The 20,313-nt window shown below is 61.4% G+C and carries 20 protein-coding genes; 7 read left to right on the top strand and 13 right to left on the bottom strand.

Translation table 11 applies throughout. The features are described from left to right. Positions 1–57: 57 nt before the first annotated feature. The 12 genes from rseP to ACGHJ7_RS00430 all read right to left on the bottom strand — a co-directional run bounded on the left by rseP (position 58) and on the right by ACGHJ7_RS00430 (position 13,049). A complete protein-coding gene (gene rseP, locus ACGHJ7_RS00485; protein WP_390473653.1) occupies positions 58–1,173 on the bottom strand; it encodes an RIP metalloprotease RseP in 1,116 nt (371 codons plus the stop codon). Beyond that, positions 1,173–2,327: a 1-deoxy-D-xylulose-5-phosphate reductoisomerase gene (gene dxr / locus ACGHJ7_RS00480; RefSeq protein WP_390473651.1), complete on the bottom strand. Its 1,155-nt coding sequence runs from the start codon at positions 2,325–2,327 to the stop codon at positions 1,173–1,175. Before dxr ends, rseP begins: the two co-directional genes overlap by 1 nt. A 1-nt stretch (position 2,328) precedes the next feature. Further along, the gene (locus ACGHJ7_RS00475) at positions 2,329–3,048 is read right to left on the bottom strand and encodes a phosphatidate cytidylyltransferase (protein WP_390473647.1); all 720 of its coding nucleotides are present in this window, start codon (positions 3,046–3,048) and stop codon (positions 2,329–2,331) included. Next, positions 3,035–3,730, bottom strand: coding sequence for a polyprenyl diphosphate synthase (uppS, locus tag ACGHJ7_RS00470; RefSeq protein WP_390473645.1), 696 nt, complete (start codon positions 3,728–3,730; stop codon positions 3,035–3,037). The genes ACGHJ7_RS00475 and uppS overlap by 14 nt, the downstream gene beginning before the upstream one ends. A 21-nt stretch (positions 3,731–3,751) precedes the next feature. After that, a complete protein-coding gene (gene frr, locus ACGHJ7_RS00465; protein ID WP_390473644.1) occupies positions 3,752–4,309 on the bottom strand; it encodes a ribosome recycling factor in 558 nt (185 codons plus the stop codon). A gap of 12 nt (positions 4,310–4,321) precedes the next feature. Beyond that, positions 4,322–5,041, bottom strand: a complete 720-nt coding sequence (gene pyrH, locus ACGHJ7_RS00460) for a UMP kinase (protein WP_390473642.1) — start codon at positions 5,039–5,041, stop codon at positions 4,322–4,324. 208 nt (positions 5,042–5,249) lie between these two features. Then, a complete protein-coding gene (tsf, locus tag ACGHJ7_RS00455; RefSeq protein ID WP_390473640.1) occupies positions 5,250–6,176 on the bottom strand; it encodes a translation elongation factor Ts in 927 nt (308 codons plus the stop codon). A 121-nt stretch (positions 6,177–6,297) separates the two neighbouring features. Next, positions 6,298–7,038, bottom strand: a complete 741-nt coding sequence (gene rpsB, locus ACGHJ7_RS00450; RefSeq protein ID WP_390473638.1) for a 30S ribosomal protein S2 — start codon at positions 7,036–7,038, stop codon at positions 6,298–6,300. A 500-nt stretch (positions 7,039–7,538) separates the two neighbouring features. Next, positions 7,539–8,381, bottom strand: a complete 843-nt coding sequence (locus ACGHJ7_RS00445) for a CDP-alcohol phosphatidyltransferase family protein (RefSeq protein WP_390473636.1) — start codon at positions 8,379–8,381, stop codon at positions 7,539–7,541. Positions 8,382–8,403: 22 nt separating this feature from the next. Beyond that, positions 8,404–9,153, bottom strand: a complete 750-nt coding sequence (locus ACGHJ7_RS00440) for a phosphatidylserine decarboxylase (RefSeq protein ID WP_390473634.1) — start codon at positions 9,151–9,153, stop codon at positions 8,404–8,406. Between the two features lie 96 nt (positions 9,154–9,249). Beyond that, positions 9,250–10,377 carry a beta-ketoacyl-ACP synthase III gene (locus tag ACGHJ7_RS00435; protein WP_390473632.1) on the bottom strand — a complete coding sequence of 376 codons (1,128 nt, stop codon included), beginning with the start codon at positions 10,375–10,377 and terminating at the stop codon, positions 9,250–9,252. A gap of 128 nt (positions 10,378–10,505) precedes the next feature. After that, on the bottom strand, positions 10,506–13,049 hold the full coding sequence (locus ACGHJ7_RS00430) for a TonB-dependent receptor (RefSeq protein WP_390473630.1): 2,544 nt from the start codon (positions 13,047–13,049) through the stop codon (positions 10,506–10,508). Positions 13,050–13,802: 753 nt separating this feature from the next. Here ACGHJ7_RS00430 and ACGHJ7_RS00425 point away from each other — a divergent pair. After that, a complete protein-coding gene (locus tag ACGHJ7_RS00425; protein WP_253517017.1) occupies positions 13,803–14,732 on the top strand; it encodes a HEPN domain-containing protein in 930 nt (309 codons plus the stop codon). Between the two features lie 33 nt (positions 14,733–14,765). Here ACGHJ7_RS00425 and ACGHJ7_RS00420 read toward each other — a convergent pair whose 3' ends face one another. Continuing rightward, positions 14,766–15,029 carry a hypothetical protein gene (locus ACGHJ7_RS00420; RefSeq protein ID WP_119512566.1) on the bottom strand — a complete coding sequence of 88 codons (264 nt, stop codon included), beginning with the start codon at positions 15,027–15,029 and terminating at the stop codon, positions 14,766–14,768. A 97-nt stretch (positions 15,030–15,126) separates the two neighbouring features. On the opposite strand from ACGHJ7_RS00420, the gene ACGHJ7_RS00415 reads away from it, so the two are divergent. From ACGHJ7_RS00415 to ACGHJ7_RS00390, 6 genes are all read left to right on the top strand, one after another. Further along, the gene (locus ACGHJ7_RS00415; protein WP_119512567.1) at positions 15,127–15,723 is read left to right on the top strand and encodes an SOS response-associated peptidase; all 597 of its coding nucleotides are present in this window, start codon (positions 15,127–15,129) and stop codon (positions 15,721–15,723) included. A gap of 555 nt (positions 15,724–16,278) precedes the next feature. Then, positions 16,279–16,536, top strand: coding sequence for a helix-turn-helix domain-containing protein (locus ACGHJ7_RS00410; RefSeq protein WP_119512644.1), 258 nt, complete (start codon positions 16,279–16,281; stop codon positions 16,534–16,536). Further along, positions 16,533–16,697: a hypothetical protein gene (locus ACGHJ7_RS00405; RefSeq protein WP_182849688.1), complete on the top strand. Its 165-nt coding sequence runs from the start codon at positions 16,533–16,535 to the stop codon at positions 16,695–16,697. The genes ACGHJ7_RS00410 and ACGHJ7_RS00405 overlap by 4 nt, the downstream gene beginning before the upstream one ends. 332 nt (positions 16,698–17,029) lie before the next feature. Further along, the gene (locus tag ACGHJ7_RS00400; protein ID WP_196848089.1) at positions 17,030–17,608 is read left to right on the top strand and encodes an ANTAR domain-containing response regulator; all 579 of its coding nucleotides are present in this window, start codon (positions 17,030–17,032) and stop codon (positions 17,606–17,608) included. Next, positions 17,605–18,816 carry an ABC transporter substrate-binding protein gene (locus ACGHJ7_RS00395; RefSeq protein ID WP_196846156.1) on the top strand — a complete coding sequence of 404 codons (1,212 nt, stop codon included), beginning with the start codon at positions 17,605–17,607 and terminating at the stop codon, positions 18,814–18,816. The genes ACGHJ7_RS00400 and ACGHJ7_RS00395 overlap by 4 nt, the downstream gene beginning before the upstream one ends. Before the next feature lie 282 nt (positions 18,817–19,098). After that, positions 19,099–20,307: an alginate export family protein gene (locus ACGHJ7_RS00390; protein ID WP_390473626.1), complete on the top strand. Its 1,209-nt coding sequence runs from the start codon at positions 19,099–19,101 to the stop codon at positions 20,305–20,307. The last annotated feature ends 6 nt before the right edge of the window (positions 20,308–20,313 follow it).

Here is a 20,313-nt window from a genome sequence, read left to right as displayed (position 1 = left end):
ACCGATTCCGACCCGCCTTTCATACCGCCTGTCCCGCCTGCCACCCGAAGAGTGTCGTCACCCGAACAGTGACAGAGAGGCCAGGTCGTTGATCGTCACGAACAGCATCAGCATCAGCACGAGGGCCATGCCGGTGCGGTACGCAACTTCCATCCCACGCGGGCCGACCGGCTTACGACGGACTGCTTCAGCCGCGTAGAAAGCCAGGTGCCCGCCGTCGAGTGCCGGGATTGGCAGGAGGTTAATGAATGCCAAGTTAAGCGAAATGAGCGCTGCAAAATTGGCGAAGGCCAGCCAGCCCAAGCTGAGTTGTTCGCCCGAATATTTCGCGATCTTGATCGGTCCGCCCAGTTCCTGAACGGATCGGTCCCCGGTCAGTATCTGCACGATCCCGGTGACCATCATGTCCACCAGGCCCACCGTCTGGTCCCACGCGATGGAGAGCGACTGCAACGGCCCCACTGGCGTTACGTCAGGCGAACCGGAGGCGACACCCAGCCGCCCGATCCGTGATTCATTTCCGAAGCGATCTGTTTCAACGACGCTGGCGATGGTCACGGGGATCACCGACTGCTGTCCGTCGCGTTCGACGGTCAACTCGACCTGCTCGTCGGGATACATCAGCACCCGGCTGCCGATTTCCTGGAAGGTCGGCGTCGGTTCGCCATCAATGGCGACGATGCGGTCGCCGACTTCCAGCCCGGCTTCCCGCGCGACCGACGTTTCCGCGAAGCCTCCGATCGTGTTCGTCGCCTCGACCTTGCCGAACGCCATGGCGAAGCCCGCAAAGATGGCTAGCGTCACGATCAGATTGGTCGCTGGACCCGCAAAGACGATCAGCGCCCGTTTCCAGAGCGCGGCATACTGGAACGCGCCCTCCCGCTCGGCCGGGTCCAGCGCGGCAGCGGCCTCGGCATCGGGAATGCTGGCGGGGTTCATGTCCCCCTTGAACTGGACATACCCGCCCAGCGGCAGCGCGGACAGTTTCCAGCGCGTGCCGTGCCTGTCGGTGCGGCCCCACAGCTCCTTGCCGAAACCGATGGAAAACGCCTCCGCCTGCACGCCGAACCAGCGGCCTACGAGGTAATGACCCAGTTCGTGCACGGTGATCAGCGGCCCCAGCAAGAGCAGGAAACCGGCGATCCACATCCAGAACGGGGTCGATTCGAACATCAGGCAGTCTCTATCATGGATGCCGCCACGGCGCGGGCCTCTTCATCGACGCAGAGTACCTCGGCGAGCGATCGGGGCGCGGGCGGCGCAAATCTGTTCAGCGCGTCTTCGACCAATACCGCAATCCGCGTGAACCCTATCTTACCGTCGAGGAAGGCCGCCACGGCCACTTCGTTCGCAGCATTCAGCACGCCGGGTGCCGCCCCGCCTGCTTCCGCAGCCTCTCGGGCAAGCCGCGTGGCAGGGAAGCGCTGCTCGTCCGGATGCTCGAAGGTCAGCGACCCAATGGCAGGCAGGTCCAGAGGTTCGCAGCCAGTTTCCATCCTCTCCGGCCAGGCGAGGCACGAGGCAATCGGCACCTTCATGTCGGATGGCCCCAGCTGCGCGAGCGTGGAGCCGTCGCGGTATTCGACCATCGAATGAATGACGCTCTGCGGATGGACGACGATCCTGATCCGGTCGAGCCCGACGGGGAAGAGATGGTGTGCCTCGATCAGCTCCAGCCCCTTGTTGAACATGGTGGCGCTATCGACGCTGATCTTGGCCCCCATGTCCCAGTTCGGGTGGGCGATCGCCTGCTGGGGCGTTGCCTTTGCCAGTTCGGCTGGCGACCAGGTGCGAAGCGGGCCGCCGCTGGCAGTCAGGGTAATCCAGCGGACGTCCTCGACTGCCCCGCCCTGCAGGCACTGGAAGATCGCGTTGTGCTCCGAATCGACGGGCAGCAGGGTCGCTCCGGTGCGCTCGACCGCAGCGGTCATGACTTCGCCTGCTGAGACAAGCGCTTCCTTGTTCGCCAGGGCCACCGAAGAGCCCTGCTCGATCGCTGCCATCACCGGGCCCAGCCCAGCGCAGCCGACGATGGCCGCAACGCTCATGTCGGCCGGGCGGGTTGCTGCCTCGCAAAGGGCGTCCCGGCCACCCGCCGCCTCGATAGAGCTGCCCGACAACGCGTCGCGCAGGGCCGGCAAGTGGGCCTCGTCCGCGACCACCGCCAGCTCTGCCCCGAATTCCTGCGCCAGTGCGGCAAGTTCCGCCGCGCTGGAATTGGCAGTCAGGACTTTCACATCCCACGCATCGCGATCCCGCCGGACGAGATCGAGCGTCGAAGATCCGACCGAGCCGGTTGCGCCGAAGATGGACAGGCTGCGGGTCATGTCAGGTGAATGTCGTGCTGATGAAACCGACGATCAGCGCCACCGGCAACAGTCCGTCGACGCGGTCGAACACACCGCCATGTCCGGGAATGAGTTTGGAGCTGTCTTTCATCCCTGCCCTGCGCTTGAGCCAGCTTTGCGCGAAATCACCGGCCTGCGCGGTCACCGCCAGGATGGCTCCGACCATTGCCGCGCCCAGCGCGTCGTCCCAGGCGACATCGACCAGTTCGCCCCAAGTTTTGTAACCGCTGGTATAATGAAATGCAGTGACCATCAGGATCAGGAAGATCGCCGCGAACAGCATCCCGCCCATTAGCCCCGCCCACGTTTTCGACGGACTGATCGACGGAGCAATCTTCGGGCCGCCGATGGTGCGTCCCATCGCGTAGGCGCCGACATCGGTCGAAATCACGACGCCGATAGCCGCGAGGAGGTAATAGGAATCGAGATCCGCCAGCACGATCCCGGCCAGCGCGATCAGGACCGTCCCGGCCAGGATCCCTGCAACGCGCGTTACCGGCTGGTTCGTCGCGCGCAGCACGAGCCGGGCGAATTCCGCAATCGTCAGGAAGGTCACGACGTAAACGAACATGTCGAACCAGACATCGCCGGCAGCGAATGCAGCCAGCAGCACGGCCATCATCACCACGGCCGATACGAACCGCACGCCGAGATCGCTTTTCCCGGCTTTCCCGCCGCCTGAAATCTCAGCGCCCGCCATAACGCCGTTCTCTCCCCCCGAAATCTTCGAGCGCCTGGCGCAAATGCTCGGGCGTGAAGTCAGGCCACAGCGTATCGACAAACAGCATCTCGGCATAGGCCGATTGCCACAGCAGGAAATTCGACAGGCGAACCTCGCCGCTGGTGCGGATCAGCAGGTCGAGCGGGGGTAGCTGGGCCGTATCCAGATGGGCGGCGATGCTTTCCTCGGTCACCTCGCCCTGCGCCGCCGCCTTTGCCGCAGCGCGAACAATTTCCTGCTGCGCGCCGTAATTCAGCGCCACGGCCAGGGTCCGCGAACCGCCGGACGTCTTTTCCAGCGCATTCTCGAGCATGGCGACGATATCGGGCGCAAGCCCTTGCCAGTCACCGATAATATGCAGGCGCACATCGTTGGCGATGAATTCAGGCAGGTCCGATTTGATGAACTTGCGCATCAGGTTCATCAGGTCGTCGACCTCGCCTTCGGGCCGTTTCCAGTTTTCCGAACTGAAGGCGTAGAGCGTCAGGCATTCGAGGCCCATGTCCTCGACACTGCGGACGAGCGCGCGCACGGCCTCGACGCCGCGCCGGTGCCCCATGACGCGGGGCAGTCCCTTCGCCTTCGCCCAGCGACCATTCCCGTCCATGATGATGGCGACGTGCCGCGCCGCCGCGCAATCCTGTGGCTGATCGCCGGACATGCTGACCCCGTTCCCGACCCGTTACTGGGTCAGGATTTCCTTTTCCTTGGCTGCGGCAGCCTCGTCCGCTTTCGCAACGTAGGTATCGGTCAGTTTCTGGACCTCGTCTTCCGACCGCTTGCGATCGTCTTCCGAGATTTCCTTCGCCTTCTCGTCGTCCTTCAGCGCTTCCATGCCGTCACGCCGTACGTTGCGGATCGCGATCTTCGCTTTTTCCGCATACTCACCCGCCAGCTTGGCCAGTTCCTTGCGCCGCTCCTCCGTAAGGTCGGGCATGGGAAGGCGAATGGTTTGCCCGTCGGTCATGGGATTGAGGCCAAGATTGGCCTTTGCAATCCCCTTCTCCACCGCGCTGACATTCGACTTGTCCCAGACCTGCACGGCCAGCATGCGCGGTTCCGGTGCATTGACCGTCGCGACCTGGCTCAGCGGCATCATGGAGCCGTAGACTTCGCACACCACGGGATCGAGCAGGCTGGTGTTGGCACGGCCCGTCCGAAGGCCGCTCAGGTCGCCCTTCAGGCTTTCCACGGCGCCCTGCATCCGGCGCTCGATATCTGCTTTGTCAAATTTGGCCATCGGGCCCTCTCCTTATTGATCGGTGACGATCGTCTGTACGCCCTCGCCCTCGAGAACACGGGCCAGATTGCCCTTCTCGCGGATCGAAAACACGACGATCGGAATTTGGTTGTCGCGGCAAAGCGCCACGGCTGAGGCGTCCATCACCTTCAGGTTGTCCGCCAGCACCCTGTCGTAACCGACGGTATCGAAACGCTTTGCCTCGGCATTCTTCTTCGGATCGCTGTCATAGACGCCGTCGACGCTGGTCCCTTTCAGCAAGGCATCGCAGCGCATTTCGGCCGCACGCAAGGCAGCACCGCTGTCGGTCGTGAAATAGGGCGCGCCGACACCCGCAGCGAAGATAACGATCCGCCCCTTCTCGAGGTGACGCTCTGCCCTGCGGCGGATGACCGGTTCGCAGACCTGGTCCATCTGGATCGCAGACTGGACGCGCGTCGGCACGCCGAGCTGCTCCAGAGCGTTCTGCATCGCAAGGGCATTCATGACGGTGGCCAGCATGCCCATGTAATCGGCCTGCGCCCGGTCCATCCCCTGCGCCGCGCCCGCCATGCCGCGGAAGATATTGCCGCCGCCGATGACGAGGCAGATTTCCAGCCCGGTGTCGCGCGCCGCCTTCACTTCCTGCGCCAGCTCGGCGACGAACGCCGGATCGATGCCAAACTCGTTCTTGCCCATCAGCACCTCGCCGGAAAGCTTCAGGAGGACGCGTTTCATCTTGGGAAGGGACATGGCTACTCGCTAATCGGGGTTTGCGCGGCCTTATAGCCGTTCCATCGCCGTGCCAAGGGGAGCAGGCTCTTGAACGCCGTTTCCGTCACGGCCGGAAAGACTCTACGGGGAGAAGGCAGGCCGGCCCGGAACCGGCGTCTTTTGCGGGCAAGAAAAACGGCCGCCGAACCGAAGTCCGACGGCCGTTTTGCAATGGTCGGTGGCTGGATCAGCCCTTCAGCGTCGCAGCCACTTCTGCTGCGAAATCTTCTTCCTTCTTCTCGATGCCTTCGCCGAGCTGGAAGCGGACATAGTCCTTCAGCACGATTGTGGTGCCGGCGTCCTTGCCGGCCTTGGCCACGACGTCGGCGATCGGCGTCTTGTTGTCGATCACGAACAGCTGCGAAAGAAGCGCGTTTTCCTTGGCGAACTTCTTGATCGCACCGTCGACCATCTTTTCCTGCACGTTTTCCGGCTTGCCGCTTTCGGCTGCCTTTTCCTGCGCGATGGCGCGCTCGCGGGCGATGACGTCGGCATCGAGGCCGTCAGCGTCTAGCGCCTGCGGGAATGCTGCGGCGATGTGCATGGCCAACTGCTTGCCCAGCGGCTCCAGCACGTCTGCACCGGCATCGCTTTCCAGCGCGACGAGCACGCCGATCTTGCCGAGGTTCGGCGCGGCAGCGTTGTGCACATAGGGGATGACCGAGCCCTTGGACACGGCGACGCTCTTCATGCGGCGGATCTGCTGGTTCTCGCCGATCGTGGCGACATTGTCGGTCAGCTTGTCGGAAACGGTACCGCCATTGGGGAAATCCATGCCCTTCAGCGCTTCGACATCGTCATTGTCGGCAGCCAGCGCGGTCTGCGTCGTCTTGCGAACGAAATCCTGGAACTGTTCGTTCTTGGCGACGAAGTCGGTTTCGCTGTTCACTTCGACGGCGACGCCCTTCGTCCCTTCGACGGCCACGCCGACGAGACCTTCGGCAGCGGTGCGGCTGGACTTCTTCTGTGCTGCAGCTAGGCCCTTTGCGCGCAGTGCATCGACGGCAGCTTCGATGTCGCCACCGGTTTCGGTCAGCGCCTTCTTGGCGTCCATCATGCCCGCGCCGGTTTTCTCGCGCAGGGTTTTTACATCGGCGATGGTGAAATCGGCCATGTCGTCAATTCCTCGAATTCTCGATTGGGGAAATATGGCAGCGGGGCCGCATCGTGCAGCCCCGCCCCCGCTTGTCTGGGTCAGATAGGAAGCCGCCCCGAGGCGGCAACCCGGTGCCGAATCAGGCAGCAGCTTCGGCCGGCGGATTTTCCATCTCGCCTGCATTCTTGCCCTGCGCCTGGTTGCGGCCTGCAGCCGCCGCTTCGCCGAATGCTTCGGTGTAGAGGCGCACGGCGCGTGCTGCGTCGTCGTTGCCCGGAACCGGGAACGAGATGCCGCTGGGATCGACATTGGTGTCGAGGATGCCGACGACGGGGATACCCAGCACGTTGGCTTCCTTGATGGCGAGGTCTTCCTTGTTGGCGTCGACCACGATCATCACGTCGGGAATTCCGCCCATGTCGCGGATGCCGCCGAGCGACAGTTCCAGCTTGTCACGCTCACGCGTCAGCTGGAGGACTTCCTTCTTGGTCAGGCCGGAAATCTCGCCGCCCAGCTGCTCGTCGAGCGACTTGAGGCGCTTGATCGACTGGCTGATGGTCTTCCAGTTGGTCAGCATACCGCCGAGCCAGCGATGGTTGACAAAGTGCTGGCCGCTCATGCGGGCTGCCTCGGCCATCGGCTCTTGCGCCTGGCGCTTGGTGCCGACGAACAGGACCTTGCCGCCCGAAGCGGCGGTGGAGGCCACGAAGTCGAGCGCGCGCGCCATCAGGGGCACGGTCTGCGACAGGTCGATGATGTGAACACCGTTGCGGGCGCCGAAGATATACGGCTTCATCCGCGGGTTCCAGCGGTGGGTCTGGTGGCCGAAATGTGCGCCGGCCTCGATCAGTTGCTGCATCGTGACGGTAGGTGCCGCCATAGTATAATTCCTTTCCGGTTGTGCCTCTGGAAAGCGAGTGACCCGCGCGGAGATCCCGCGAGACGAGCACCGGTATGAAGTGCTTTCCATGTGGATTTTCCCGGCCCCGCCACACGCCGAAAAAGGCACGTGGTTCGGTCGGGATGGCGCCCCTTAGCGCCGCGGAAGCCGAAAATCCAGCATCATTTCATCGCGGGCAAACAGCGGCCTGACCCGAAAACCACTTGACAGGGCGGAACAAATCAAGAACAACGACGCAATCGAGGGAACGGATACAGCTTGGTGAAAGTTTCCCTCATTATCTGCACAGGTTTTCCACAGGCTTGTGCCCTTGGATCGAGAGCTGATTATGATCGTCACCGTCGCCCTTTTCGCCCTGTTCACTGTCGCACTTGGTGCAGGCATGCTCGTGCTCGCCGACACGGTGATCCGCGGGCGCAATGCATACAGGGTAATCAAGGGTGCTGCGACGGCCCGGCCGTCGGCTCAGGCGTGCGCGATTATTCGTCCGGCGCCGCGACTGGAGTGTCAGTCGGCCCTGCAGATGAAACTTGCCGCTTGATCCGCGCATATTTCATCCACGCATAAGGCATCAGCAGAAGGTATCCGGCGCAGATCGCCGCTAGCGTCCACCACGGTTCGACCAGCAATGCGGCGAACAGGATGCCGACGAACAGTATGAGTTCCAGCCTTACATTGCGACGCGGCCGGATCGACATCCAGCTGAGCGTGGCCGTGTTCGAGATCATCAGGAACGCGATCACCACCATCCACGGGCCGACGATCCAGGGGTCCCGCATCCAATCCCATCCCCCGGCGAGCCAGAGGTAGATCGGCAGGAACGCCAGTCCCGCCCCGACGGGCGCGGGAATGCCCGTCAGAAAGCCTGCCGACTTGTGCGGCTGGTCGTCGACATCGATCTGCGCATTGAATCGCGCAAGGCGAAGCGCACAAGCGACGGCGAACGCGAGAGAAGCGAACCAGCCGAGATTGGGCACGGCCTGAAGCGACCACAGATAGAGGATTATCGCCGGCGCCATCCCGAAGGACAGCGAGTCGGCAAGGCTGTCGAGTTCCGCCCCGAACCGCGATTGCGCCTTCAAGAGCCTCGCGACCCGGCCATCCATGCCATCGAGCACCCCTGCAAGGACGATTGCCAGCACCGCTTCGGGCCAGTTGCCCGTGACGGCGAAGCGAATGCCGGTCAGGCCGGAACACAGCGCGGCTGCGGTGATGGCATTCGGCAGCACTGCGCGCAGACGAAGACCGCCGCCATCGCGGCCGATCGGAACCTCGGCCTCGGTCGCCTTGGGTCCCATGCGATTGTGCGGCGGCTTGCTCATTGCGTAATGGCCTTTCGAATACTCACTGCGCCACGCCTTCCAGCTCGGGCGCCTGCCCGATGCGGGCGAGCACCGTTTCCCCGGCCACGACCTTCTGGCCCATGATCACCTGCGGCTCCGTTCCGGCTGGCAGGTAAATGTCCACGCGGCTGCCGAACCGGATCAATCCGACCCGCTGCCCGGCGGCCAGGGTATCGCCTTGCTTGACGAAGGGAACGATGCGGCGCGCGACAAGGCCTGCGATCTGCGTGAAACCGACCGTGACGCCGTCGGGACGCCGGACGAGGAAATGCTGCCGCTCGTTTTCCTCGCTCGCCTTGTCGAGATCGGCGTTGATAAACTTGCCCGGCACATAGACCAGGCGCGCGATCATCCCTGCAATCGGGGTGCGGTTGATATGCACGTCGAACACCGACATGAAGATCGAGACGCGTGTCAGTGGCTGTGCCGGCAGGCCGGGCGTTCCATCGGGATCGGCTCCCTGCATGTCGAGAGGCGGTTCGACCATGCGGATCAGCGATACGGTCCCATCGGCGGGCGACACAATCGCGGAATCGTCCTGCAGGACGACGCGTTCCGGATCGCGGAAGAACGCCAGGACACCGATCGAGAGGAAGGCGAGCGGCCAGGCGATGGTTTCCCACGCGAGGAACGCCGTCAGCAGCGACAGGCCTGCAACCACTACGCCGTATTTGCGACCTTCCGGGTGGATTGCCGGCCATTCCCAGCCCGCATCTCCGCGCCCTTTGTTATCAAGCAAATCACCAGACATGCCTGGCATCTACGACCCGTGCCCTGCCCTCACAAGCAAAACCGGACCGCTATCCTCAGCCCAGTACCGGCACGAAGCCATCCCGCGCCGCGGGAGTCAGACCTTGCGGACGAACACCGTCCCGGCCGAATATCCTGCGCCGAAGCTGCAGATCAGGCCGGTATCGCCCGCTTTCAGATCGCCGTTATGCTTGTGGAACGCAATGATCGAGCCGGCGCTGGAGGTATTGCCATAGGTGTCGAGAACCGTCGGGCTCTCGTCATCGCTGGCCTCGTGCCCCAGGACACGCTGCGCAATCAGCCGGTTCATTCCCGAATTCGCCTGGTGAAGCCAGAGGCGCCGCAGGCCTTGGCTATCGATCGATAGCCGCTCTGCCTCTTCGAGGATCATCGTGGCGACCATCGGCACCACTTCCTTGAACACCTTGCGCCCTTCCTGCACGAACAGCTTGTCGGCCGCGTCGGCGGTTTCCGGATGGGCGCGGTTGAGGAAGCCGAAATTGTTCCGGATATTGTTGGAAAACACGGTCTTGAGCCGTGTTCCCAGAATTTCCCAATGCCTTTCCGGCGCGAGGGATGCGTCTTCCACCAGAACGGCGGTGGCGACATCCCCGAAGATGAAATGACTGTCACGGTCCCGCCAGTTCAGGTGGCCGGAAGTGATTTCGGGGCTGACCACGAGCACGCTGCGGGCATTACCCGCACGGATGTAGTCGGCCGCAGTCTGGATGCCGAAGGTCGCGGAGGAACACGCGACATTCATGTCGAAGCCGAACCCGTCGATGCCCAGCGCCTGCTGGATCTCGATGGCCATAGCCGGATAGGGACGCTCCATGTTGGAAGCCGCGCACAGGACAGCGTCGATATCCTTCGCGTCCCTGCCCGCGCTTTCCATCGCCCGCTTTGCCGCGGCAACGCCGATTTCGGCCATCAGCGACAATTCGTCGTTCGACCGCTCCGGCCATTTCGGGCTCATCACATCGGGATCGAGGACCGGCTCCTTCGCCATGACATGACGCGCCTTGATCCCGCTCGCCTTCTCGATGAACTCGGTCGAGCTGGGCTGGAGCGCCTCGACCTCGCCGGCAGCGATTTCGTCGGCAAACCTGGCGTTGTGGCGCGAGACGAACTCGTTGAAACTGGCGACCAGTTCTTCGTTCGTGATGCTTTCCTGCGGCGTGAAGAGACCGGTCGCAGAGATTACGGGCTTGTATGTCATGCTCATGCGGCGACCGTTAATCTCGGCAAGCCATCGTCACAAGAGTGCAATAGTTCGCCGCACCACCGTCCCGAAAAGCCGACGGCCGCCTGCACGGGAGCGCAGACGGCCGCCAGCCTGGTCGTGTCTGAAGATCAGAACCGCGTGCGGACAGCCACCCCGTAGGTACGCGGCTGCAGGGAGAAAGCACTGCGGGAATTGCCCGCGCCCGTTCCGCGGAGTGTCGTGTTGAACGTCACGCCGCGCGTCACTTCGTCCGTCAGATTGTTGACGAAGAACTCGATCTGGAACGCATCGTCGATGGTACCCACGCCAGCGCGCAGGTTCACGAAGGCCTTCCCGTCCTGCACATCCGCGATGATCAGCGGCGCCGCATCGATCGCGGCCTGGCCCAGCGCATCGAAATCCGCCTGGCTCGGCGGAACGATGGCCTGTGTGGACGTACGCTGGTCGCTTTCCATCCGGACCTGCCCTGCGAGGAAGAAGTCCAGATTGTTCGTCAGGTCGCGCTCATACGTCGCCCCGAGGACCGCCACCAGATTGGGTGCATTCGTCAGGTCGTTCCCGCACAGCGAATTCACGATCACGCGCGGATCGCCCGCGGCACAGTCGTCGGGGTAACGCGCGTTCAGGGCAGTCAGGCCGCCCGTCACCGTCAGGTAGTCCGATGCCCGGATGACCGTTTCCACCTCGACCCCCGTTGTTTTTGCCAGGGGTACGTTGAAGGTCTGGAACGCGGTGCCGGTGAACTCCAGGACCTGGAAATTGCTGAACTCCTCGTGGAAGGCAGCGATGTTCAACGTGACCGCATTATCGAGCAGGCGGCTCTTGATACCGACTTCGTAGGCATCGACTTCTTCCGACAGGAAGGTGGGATCGGCGCCCGCAACGGCGGCCGTCGTATCGAGATTGATCCCGCCCGATTTGTAGCCGTGCGTGAAGCTGGCATACATGTTGACGGGGTCGGCGAACGCATATCCGATCTTGGCCGTGTAAATAAGTTCCTCGTCGTTGAAGTTCGCATCGAAGGTCTGGACCAGCGGCAGGAAGCCCGCTGCCGGCAGATCGGCCGGAGCGGCAAAGCCGAAACAGCCGAGGCCGACCAGCGCCGGAACCACTGCGGCAGGCGCACCGCCCAGGATCGCGTTTACCGAGGCAGGGCAGATCTGGTTGTTGGTAGCGATCTGTTCAAAGCCGCCTTCCTTGTCTTCCCACGAATACCGGGCGCCCAGCGTCAGCTCCAGCCCCTCGGTCAGCTCGAAAGAGTTGTGGGTGAAAATCGAATAGCTCTGCGCGCTCTGGTCGAAGGCGTTCGTCGTTACCGTGCCTGCGGGGTCCACGCCGGTGAACAGGGTCAGCGGGTTCGGGCCGAATGCGCCGCCGAAGAAGGCCGCGCCTACGTTCTCGCCGTAATCCTCGCCCAGCATGAACGTGGCCTGCGTGTTGATCTGCTCGTCGGAATAATATCCGCCGATCATGTAGTTCAGGCGTCCGCCGGCCCCCTCGCCCTGCAGCCGCATTTCGGCGGTCCACGTCTCGATATCGGTGAACAGCGGATCGACGTTGAAGATGTCGAGCGCGGTGAAATCGCTGTCATAGCGCTCGAAAGAATCGAACTTGCGATACGAGCCGATGAAGATCAGGTCCGCTGCCGAACTGATCGGGAATTCCAGCTCGCCGGTCACGCCGTAGTTCTCGACATCGGCTTCCGGTGCGAAGTTGAGCGACACGGTCCGGTTGTCCAGCGCTTGCTCGAAGCCGGATTGATCGAAGGGCGTGAGCGCGACCGAAGGCTGCCCGTTCCCTGCATTGGCCGGCAGGCCGATGGCGGCATAAGCGCCTGCGGTCACCGCCGGCGCCTGATAGAGCTCGATTGCACCGCAGCAACTGCTGGTGCTGTTCGCGTAATCGGCGATCAGGCGGCCCGAAATGCCACTCTCGGATTCGAAGCCGAGTTGCGCCCGGACCAGGTACTGGTCGACATTGTTGGTATCGTCGTAAACATTTCCGGCGCCGTCGACCACATCGAGGAAACCGTCGCGTTCGCGGTATGCCCCGGTCAGGCGGAATGCGAGCGTGTCCTGCACGATCGGTACGTTGACCGCACCCTGCACGCTGATCTCGTCGAAATTGCCGTACGATGCGTTGGCAAAGCCGCCGAATTCGCTGAGGTCCGGGCTGTTCGTCGTGATGTTGAGCGCACCGGCGGACGTATTGCGGCCGAACAGCGTGCCCTGCGGCCCGCGAAGGACTTCGACCCGTTCGATATCGACGAACTCGCTCAGCGCGACACCGGGCCTCGACTGGTACGCCCCGTCGATGAAGATGCCGACCGCGCTTTCGAAGCCGATATTGTTCGACGTGGTGCCGACGCCGCGAATGCGAAGGACAACCGACCCGGAGGCGATCTGCGCCGTACTGCTAGAGAAGCTGGGCGCGACCTGCGTCACCTCGGTGATATTGTCGACGCCCTGCCGGTCGAGTGTCTGTGCATCGACGGCGGTAACGGCAATCTGCACATCCTGGACATCCTGCGCGCGGCGGTTCGCGGTAACGACGATGACATCGCGTTCGAGGCGCGGGTCGGCCGCCGGGGCCTCCGCATCCTGCGCCATTGCTGGTGCTGCGGCCATTGCACAGGCCAGCGCGGCCGTGCCCGACATGAGAACATGCTTCATAGATTTCCTCTCCATCATGCCGGGTTGGTCCCGGCTTTTTTCGCCGCGCCCGTTTTGCCGGGCGTCGTGCACTCATACGTATGCGCGCAAAGCGGTTAATGGACAAGCAAACCTGATTACTGCCCCACAGGAAGACCGCGTGCGTTACCCGTTTGCATCTCTTCCTGAAATATTATTTCAAAGCCGGACAGGCCGAAGTTGCCGGCATGGACCTGAAGTTCGATAGCGAAGAACGGCGGTTCCAACCGCCGACACTCGACGCACCGCGTTGATAGAAATGCGCACAGCCGCACGGCGACTGCTTATAAAAGCCGCGTAATTATTTGATTTTCTTCAGGATTGGCGGTGGTGGCAGGGCTTGAATCGAACCTAGCAATTAACGTTTTGAAATCAATTTAGTACTCATAGGCAGCGTAAACTCTACCCCACACTCTCCCCCACATTTTTGTTCATATAAGTGTAGTTCGGTTCAGCTTTTGAGCTTTGAAACTGAATTTTTCGGGGCTTGGTAGAGCGCCTTTCCTTCTTATCCCAGCCCGTTCGAAGTGCCAAGAAGCACTACCTCAAAAGAAGCTCTTTGCTGTTCCACACCAGCGTACCAGCATCTGGGAATGGGTCTATGAACGCCCATCCCCATTTCTTGGTATTGACGTATACGGGCTCCGCTGAATCACTGTGCCCAATGAGCGAGTTTTGCGGATGAATCATGGTCAGCAGGTGCAACCATTCCAGCGACTTGCTAGGAACTGACTGATGAAGACCGATCTCGATCACCTGCCCCCGCAAAAACAGCGCGAGCTGGAACGCGTCGTTCAGCTGATCTTCGAAGAGTTCGAGGATGCCTTCGCACTGGCTAAGCACGACTGGAAGAAGGCCGGGCGTATCCTCAAGGTCATCCTTTACGGAAGCTACGCACGCGGTACCTGGGTCGACGAGCCGCATACCGCCAAAGGCTACCAGTCGGATTATGATTTACTGATCATCGTCAATGACAAGCGGCTCACCGACAGAGTGAAATACTGGGCAAAGGTCGATGACCGCCTGATGCGAGAATACGGCGTGACGGGCACGCTCCACACGCCGGTAAATTTCATCGTCCACACCTTGCAGGAGGTGAACGACGGTCTCGCCCATGGCCGCTATTTCTTCATGGACGTTAAGCAGGATGGAGTCGCGCTCTACCAGTCGGACGACACCGAGCTGCATACGCCTAAACCCAAGACTCCCGACCAAGCGCTAGCAATGGCGCAGGAGTATTTCGACGAGTGGTTTCCAACGGCTATCCAGCGCTTTGAACTCTCGAAACTTGGCAGGGAGCGAGGCTTCCTCAAACCCGCTGCCTTCGACCTTCATCAAACTTCCGAGTTTCTCTATCACTGCGTGCTCCTGGTCTGCACGTTCTACACACCCCACGTGCACAATCTCGGGTTCCTTCGCACCCAAGCTGAGCGCATCGATCCTCGCCTCACCTACGTCTGGCCACGCGATACGAAGCGAGACCGCGCCCGCTTTGAGAAACTCAAAGAAGCGTACGTGAAGGCGCGCTACTCAAAACACTACCGGATCACGAAAGAGGAGCTTGAGTGGCTCGGCGAGCAGGTCGAAGAGCTGGGCCGCGTCGTCCACGAAGTGTGTTCTGAGCGATTGGAAAAACTCAAAGCCGAGACCGGGAACGGTTCTTAGACAATTGCTATCTTGGCTCGAGATTCGTCAAGATTACGGAGCGCTGAGCACATTTGTCTGTTCTGTTTCTGGAAAAAGCGGCAGGGTTTTGTCGTCAAAACCGGCCTCCCCCGCCTCCCGGGTAATTTCATAAGGCCCGAGCGCCTCGACGATCCTTGCCGTGAGTGTCTCGACCGCTTCGCGCCGGTTGAACGCTCTCGTTGCTGAAAGCACATCGCGGAGCGCGTAGGTCTCGACCGTACCGAGTGCAGCCCCGATCACATAGGTAAGTTCAGTATCGCTAGGTCGAATCAACATTCTTGCAGTTAGAACATAACAGGAACTAATTGCCAATGCGAAACTTCTACCCTGCTGCCGATTGACAGTAAAACATGCTCGCGGCAGGCGCTTTGCGATGTGCAATCTCTACCGAATGACGAAGGCGAACGACGAGGTCGCGCGCTGGTTCAATGCAGCCGATCAACTGGGCAATGCCAACTTTGGGGACGAAGTGTTTCCGGGATATCCCGGTGCTGTGATTGCAGATGGCAAGCTCTCGCAGATGTCCTGGGGTTTCCCGTTGTCGCTCAAAAGCAAGCGCACCGGCGAGCCGCTCAAACCGAAGCCGGTCAACAACGCTCGCACCGACAAACTCGACAGCTACATGTGGCGCTACAGCTTCGAGGAACGCCGCTGCCTCATTCCGTTGACGGCATGGGCGGAAGCCGAGGGCACACCGGGAAGCAAGACGCGCACCTGGCTAAGCCGTCCCGATAGCGAGTTGTTTGCAGCCGCAGGGCTGTGGCGCAACAGCGACGAATGGGGTCTCGTCTACTCGATGTTGATGACCGACAGCGCTGGCATTGCTGCGGAATGCCATTCGCGGATGCCGGTACTGCTGGAGCAAGACGACTGGTCGAAATGGACCAACGGCTCGACAAGAGAGGCGCGCAGTCTCTGCAAGCCATGGACCGGTGAGCTTGCAATCGAACGGACGGATCAGAGCTGGTAGAAGTGCATTCCGACTGCACGCCTGCCGTTTTTGGTGCGCTGTAATCGCTGCGCTCGCTTCGCGACATCATTGCCACGCATTTGCAACGAAGCTGCATCGCGTGCTGTTCAGATAAAGTGTCCGTGGACGTTTGGGGTGGGTAGGAAATAGGATGGCGAGATAAAAGCACCGCCGTCGGTCGGGGTGCAGGTGGTTGGTTTCGCTGATGATTTGCCGACGGCGCTGATGTTGCCCTGCTGGCGCTGCCCTATGAAATCCTTTTGTTTTCAATGCAGAGAGCGACGGCGCCTCCCAAATCGAGCAAGTATCTTGGCAAATGAGCCTTTGAGATGAGATCCGCATTCGTCCCCGAAGACACGTTGGGATACACTTTACCCTAAGTTGCCAGAAGAGCGGCGCGCCAGCGCACCAAAGGCTGCCCCAGCGTAAAAACGTCATGTGGCGCGCCAGCTCTCAATAGAGCGATACTCGCTGTCGATGGCGGGCCGGTCTGCTCCCCTCCATGATCCCCCAGGTCGGTCCGTCATCACCCGATAGATGAAAGGACCGACCGGCATGCCTTCTGCAGGCACGACAGACCATCTTCGCGAGCAACGACAGCGTCAGTCGATAGAACCGATAGCGATGCGGGTGCCCGAGGCCTGCCGCTATCTCGGGATCGGGCGCAGCACCCTCTATGTGCTCATCGGTGAAGGCGAGATAGAGATCGTCAAGCTGGGCAGTTCGACGCTTGTGCTGACTGCCAGTCTCCGATCGCTGGTTGAGAGACGGCGGAAGAATTCAGATGAGCCGACTGCAGAAGCTGTGCAATGACCATGCATCCTGATCTCATGAAGGCCATCGTACTCGCCGCCATCATCAGGATGCCGGACCACTCGAAGCGTCAGCTGGTGTCGACGGTTCAGCAGCGACGCGAGAAATCCGAAGATGCATTGGCAGCCAGCGTGGTCGTGGAACTTTCGCGGCGCTCCTAGTGCACTCGAGCTATGTCGGCTTCGCGCCCCAATTCCGGCCATTTGGGTTGTAGCACGTGTGACCCGGAAGCTGCCGTTCGTTCAAAGACGAATGTATGGCAGCCACGGTCCAGGCGTCGACATCTGATGCCCTATCTCGTTGCTGAATTTCGGCCCACGGGACCGACAATGGCATAATCGCACCCTTACGTGGCCACGCAGCATCGCCCGACTTGGAACGCCGCTCATCTTCGCGACCCGGATAACGACCAGTCGCATATTGTTACGATCCTAAACAATGCCACATAATGTTCGCAGTTGCGAAATGCCATGTTGCAGGGCACAATCGCATGATGCGCATCGCGATCGTGGATGAAAGCGCAGCCCGCGCTTCCGTCATCGAAGACGGTCTTCGCGATCACGGCGATGCGCAATTGTTCGTCATAACCGAACGCGCCGGGCTGATGGCGCGATTGCAGGACGTCGATCCGGATGTTGTGCTGATCGATCTTGCAAACCCTTCACGTGACGTTCTGGAAGAATATTTCGCGGTCAGCCGTGCGCTATCCCGGCCAATTGCGATGTTTGTCGACGAGAGCGACGACGAGGCCATTGCGCAGTCGGTCGATGCGGGCGTCTCCGCTTATGTGGTCGATGGCTTTGCGCCGCACCGGGTTCGCGCCATTGTCGATCTCGCGGTACGCCGTTTCTACGCCTATTCACGACTGCAGGACGAACTGAACGAGGCGAAGGGCAAGCTGGCGGAGCGGAAGACGATCGATCGCGCCAAGCGCCTCCTGATGCAGAGCCGCGGCATCGGCGAGCCCGAGGCATATGGCGAATTGCGACGCAAGGCGATGAAATCGGGCAAGCGCATTGCGGCGATAGCCGAGGCGGTCGTAACGGCGCATGATCTGATGGAGGGCAAGTGAGCGAGCATCTGACAATCGGTTTTCTGCCTTTGATGGACGCCTGCCTGCCGATCCTCGCGCAGGAACATGGCTTCGCTCGCGAGGAAGGGCTTCAGCTGTCTTTCCAGCGCGACAAGAGCTGGGCAACCGTGCTCGACCACCTTTTGTATGGCCACGTCGACGCCTCTCACCTGCTCGCCCCCTTGGCCATTGCAACGACGCTGGGTCTCGGTCGCCCGGCACAGCCACTGTGCGCCCCTTTCGCGCTTGGGCTGAACGGAAACGCCATAACAGTATCAAATGAACTGGCAGCTCAGATCACCACGCCCGGTTTGCTCGGCGATCCCGCCGAAATTGGCGCGCGGCTGAAGCCCATCGCGCTGGCCCGCAAGACAGAGGGACGCCCACTGCGCTTCGCCAAGACTCATCGGTATTCATGCCATAATTACATGCAGCGATACTGGCTCGCAGGATGCGGCATCCGGCCAGGCGAGGACGTCGAGATGACCGTGGTGCCTCCGCCCTTCATGTCGGACGCGCTCGCGGCAGGTGAGATCGACGGATACTGCGTCGCCGACCCGTGGGACAGCATGGCGGTGGATGCGGGGCATGGCACGATCATTCTCGCGACCAGCCAGATCTGGCGACGAGGAACGGAAAAGGTTCTCGCCGTGCGCCGGCCGCATCTGGAGTCGAAGCGCGATGTATTCGAGGCTCTGATCAGGGCAATGCGCAAGGCTGCGGCGCAATCTGTCGATCCCGAGGCCTTTCGTGAAAACGCGGCCATCCTCGCCCGAGACGAGTATATCGGCGTCGACAAGGCCATATTGCTACGGTCGATCAGCGAGAACCTGGTGCTGTCGAACGGGAAGCCGCCGGTCCACTTCCCCGACTTCATGTTTCAGTATGGCGAAGCCGCCAATTTTCCGTGGATGAGTCATGGGGGCTGGCTCTACACCCAGATGGCACGCTGGGGTCAAACGCAGTTTTCCGATGCCGATTACGAGGCGGCTTGCGGTGTCTTCAGGGCGGACGTCTATCGTTCGGCGCTGCGAGAAACCGGCGATGTTCTGCCCGGAGCAAATTCCAAGGTCGAGGGCAGCCTCGACCGGATAATGCCCGTGCCAACCGAGCAGGGCGAGATGGTTCTGAGCGACAACCGCTTCTTCGATGGGCACACGTTCGATCCCGACCGACCACGAGACTATCTTTCCTCCTTCCGCTTTTGAGCGCGATAGACTGATTTCGCGCAACCCTATTGCGCTGCGACATCGAATCGCGTAATAACATGGCCGCTTCGAAGGCGCGTCCAAAGAGGGATGCATTTCCGCTTTCGTAGCAAACCTTTGAAAATGCGTGGCAATGGCGCCGCCCCGACCGATCCGTTCCGGATCGTCTCGTGGCGGCTTTTTTGCGTGCGTGTCCGGGGCTTGAAGAACCCGGCGAAGGATCAGGGAGGGACTGTCCGAACGGCGAGCAATCGGGAGGCGGTTTCGATGAGACGAAGTTTGTTGAGTTTGGGAAGTCTAGCTGCGGTCGCGGCGGCGAGCCCAGCGCTGGCGCAGGAAAGCCCCCTCGGCCCGGTCGAGGTTGCGGACGGCGTGACGCTGGATCCCATGGTGGCCGCGCGGCTGCGTTATGAAACGGTGGGCCGGGATGACGGACTGGACGAGGCGGAGGCATTGACCATGCGCCTTCGCGCCGGGGCGGAATTGAAGGCCGGGATATTCTCGCTGCTGGCCGAGGGCGAAGGCACGCTCGCGCTGGCCGACGACTACAACGACACCCTGCCATTCAACGGCATCGAGCCGTTTCCGGTGGTGGCGGATCCGGAGAATCTCGAGCTCAATCGGCTGCAGCTTTCGGTCATGCAGGATGGCACTGGCGCGACGATCGGGCGTCAGCGCATCATCCTCGACAATGCCCGTTTCGTCGGAAATGTCGGGTGGCGCCAGAACGAGCAGACCTTCGACGCCATTCGCGGACAGGCGAGCTTCGGTCCCGTAGCGCTCGATGCGACTTATGCGATCAGCCAGCGCACGATTTTCGGTGTCGACAGCCCTGCCGAGCATTTCGACGGCGACTTCATCTTCCTGAATGGCGGGGCAGAGATCGCGGGCGTGGACGCGAAGGCTTTCGCCTATTTGCTCGACTACGACGATCGCCTGGCATTCTCCAGCCAGACCTATGGCCTGCGCGCGGCAGCGACAATCGACCTACCAGGCCTTTTTGCTCTGAACGCGGAGGCCAGTGTTGCCACCCAGTCGGATTACGGTGCCAATCCGGTCGATTATTCCGCGTCCTACTATAGCGTCAGACTTGGAGCCACGGTGACGGGATTCGGTCTTACCGCCGGCTACGAAGAGCTGGGCAGCGACGATGGCATCGCCGCATTCCAGACGCCGATGGCGACGCTTCATGCCTTCAATGGCTGGGCCGATGTTTTCCTGACGACACCCGCTTTCGGCGTGCGCGATTACTACGTGACCGTTGGGCGCAGCTTTGGCGGGATCCGCCTGCTGCCCGGCCTCAATGCGAATGTCACCTACCACCAGTTCGACAGCGACTTCGGCAACCTCGACCTCGGTTCCGAGTGGGATGCCTCGCTCGGTTTCAAGGCCGGGCCGGTCTCGTTGCTGGCGAAATACGCGAATTACCGGGCCGATGCGTTCGCGGTCGATACCGAGAAATTCTGGCTCCAGGCCGAAATCAATTTCTGACGAAGG

The organism is Altererythrobacter sp. MTPC7 (assembly GCF_042851395.1).
In the GTDB taxonomy this organism is placed as follows: domain Bacteria; phylum Pseudomonadota; class Alphaproteobacteria; order Sphingomonadales; family Sphingomonadaceae; genus CAJXSN01.
This window is presented reverse-complemented; position numbering and strand designations above follow the sequence as displayed.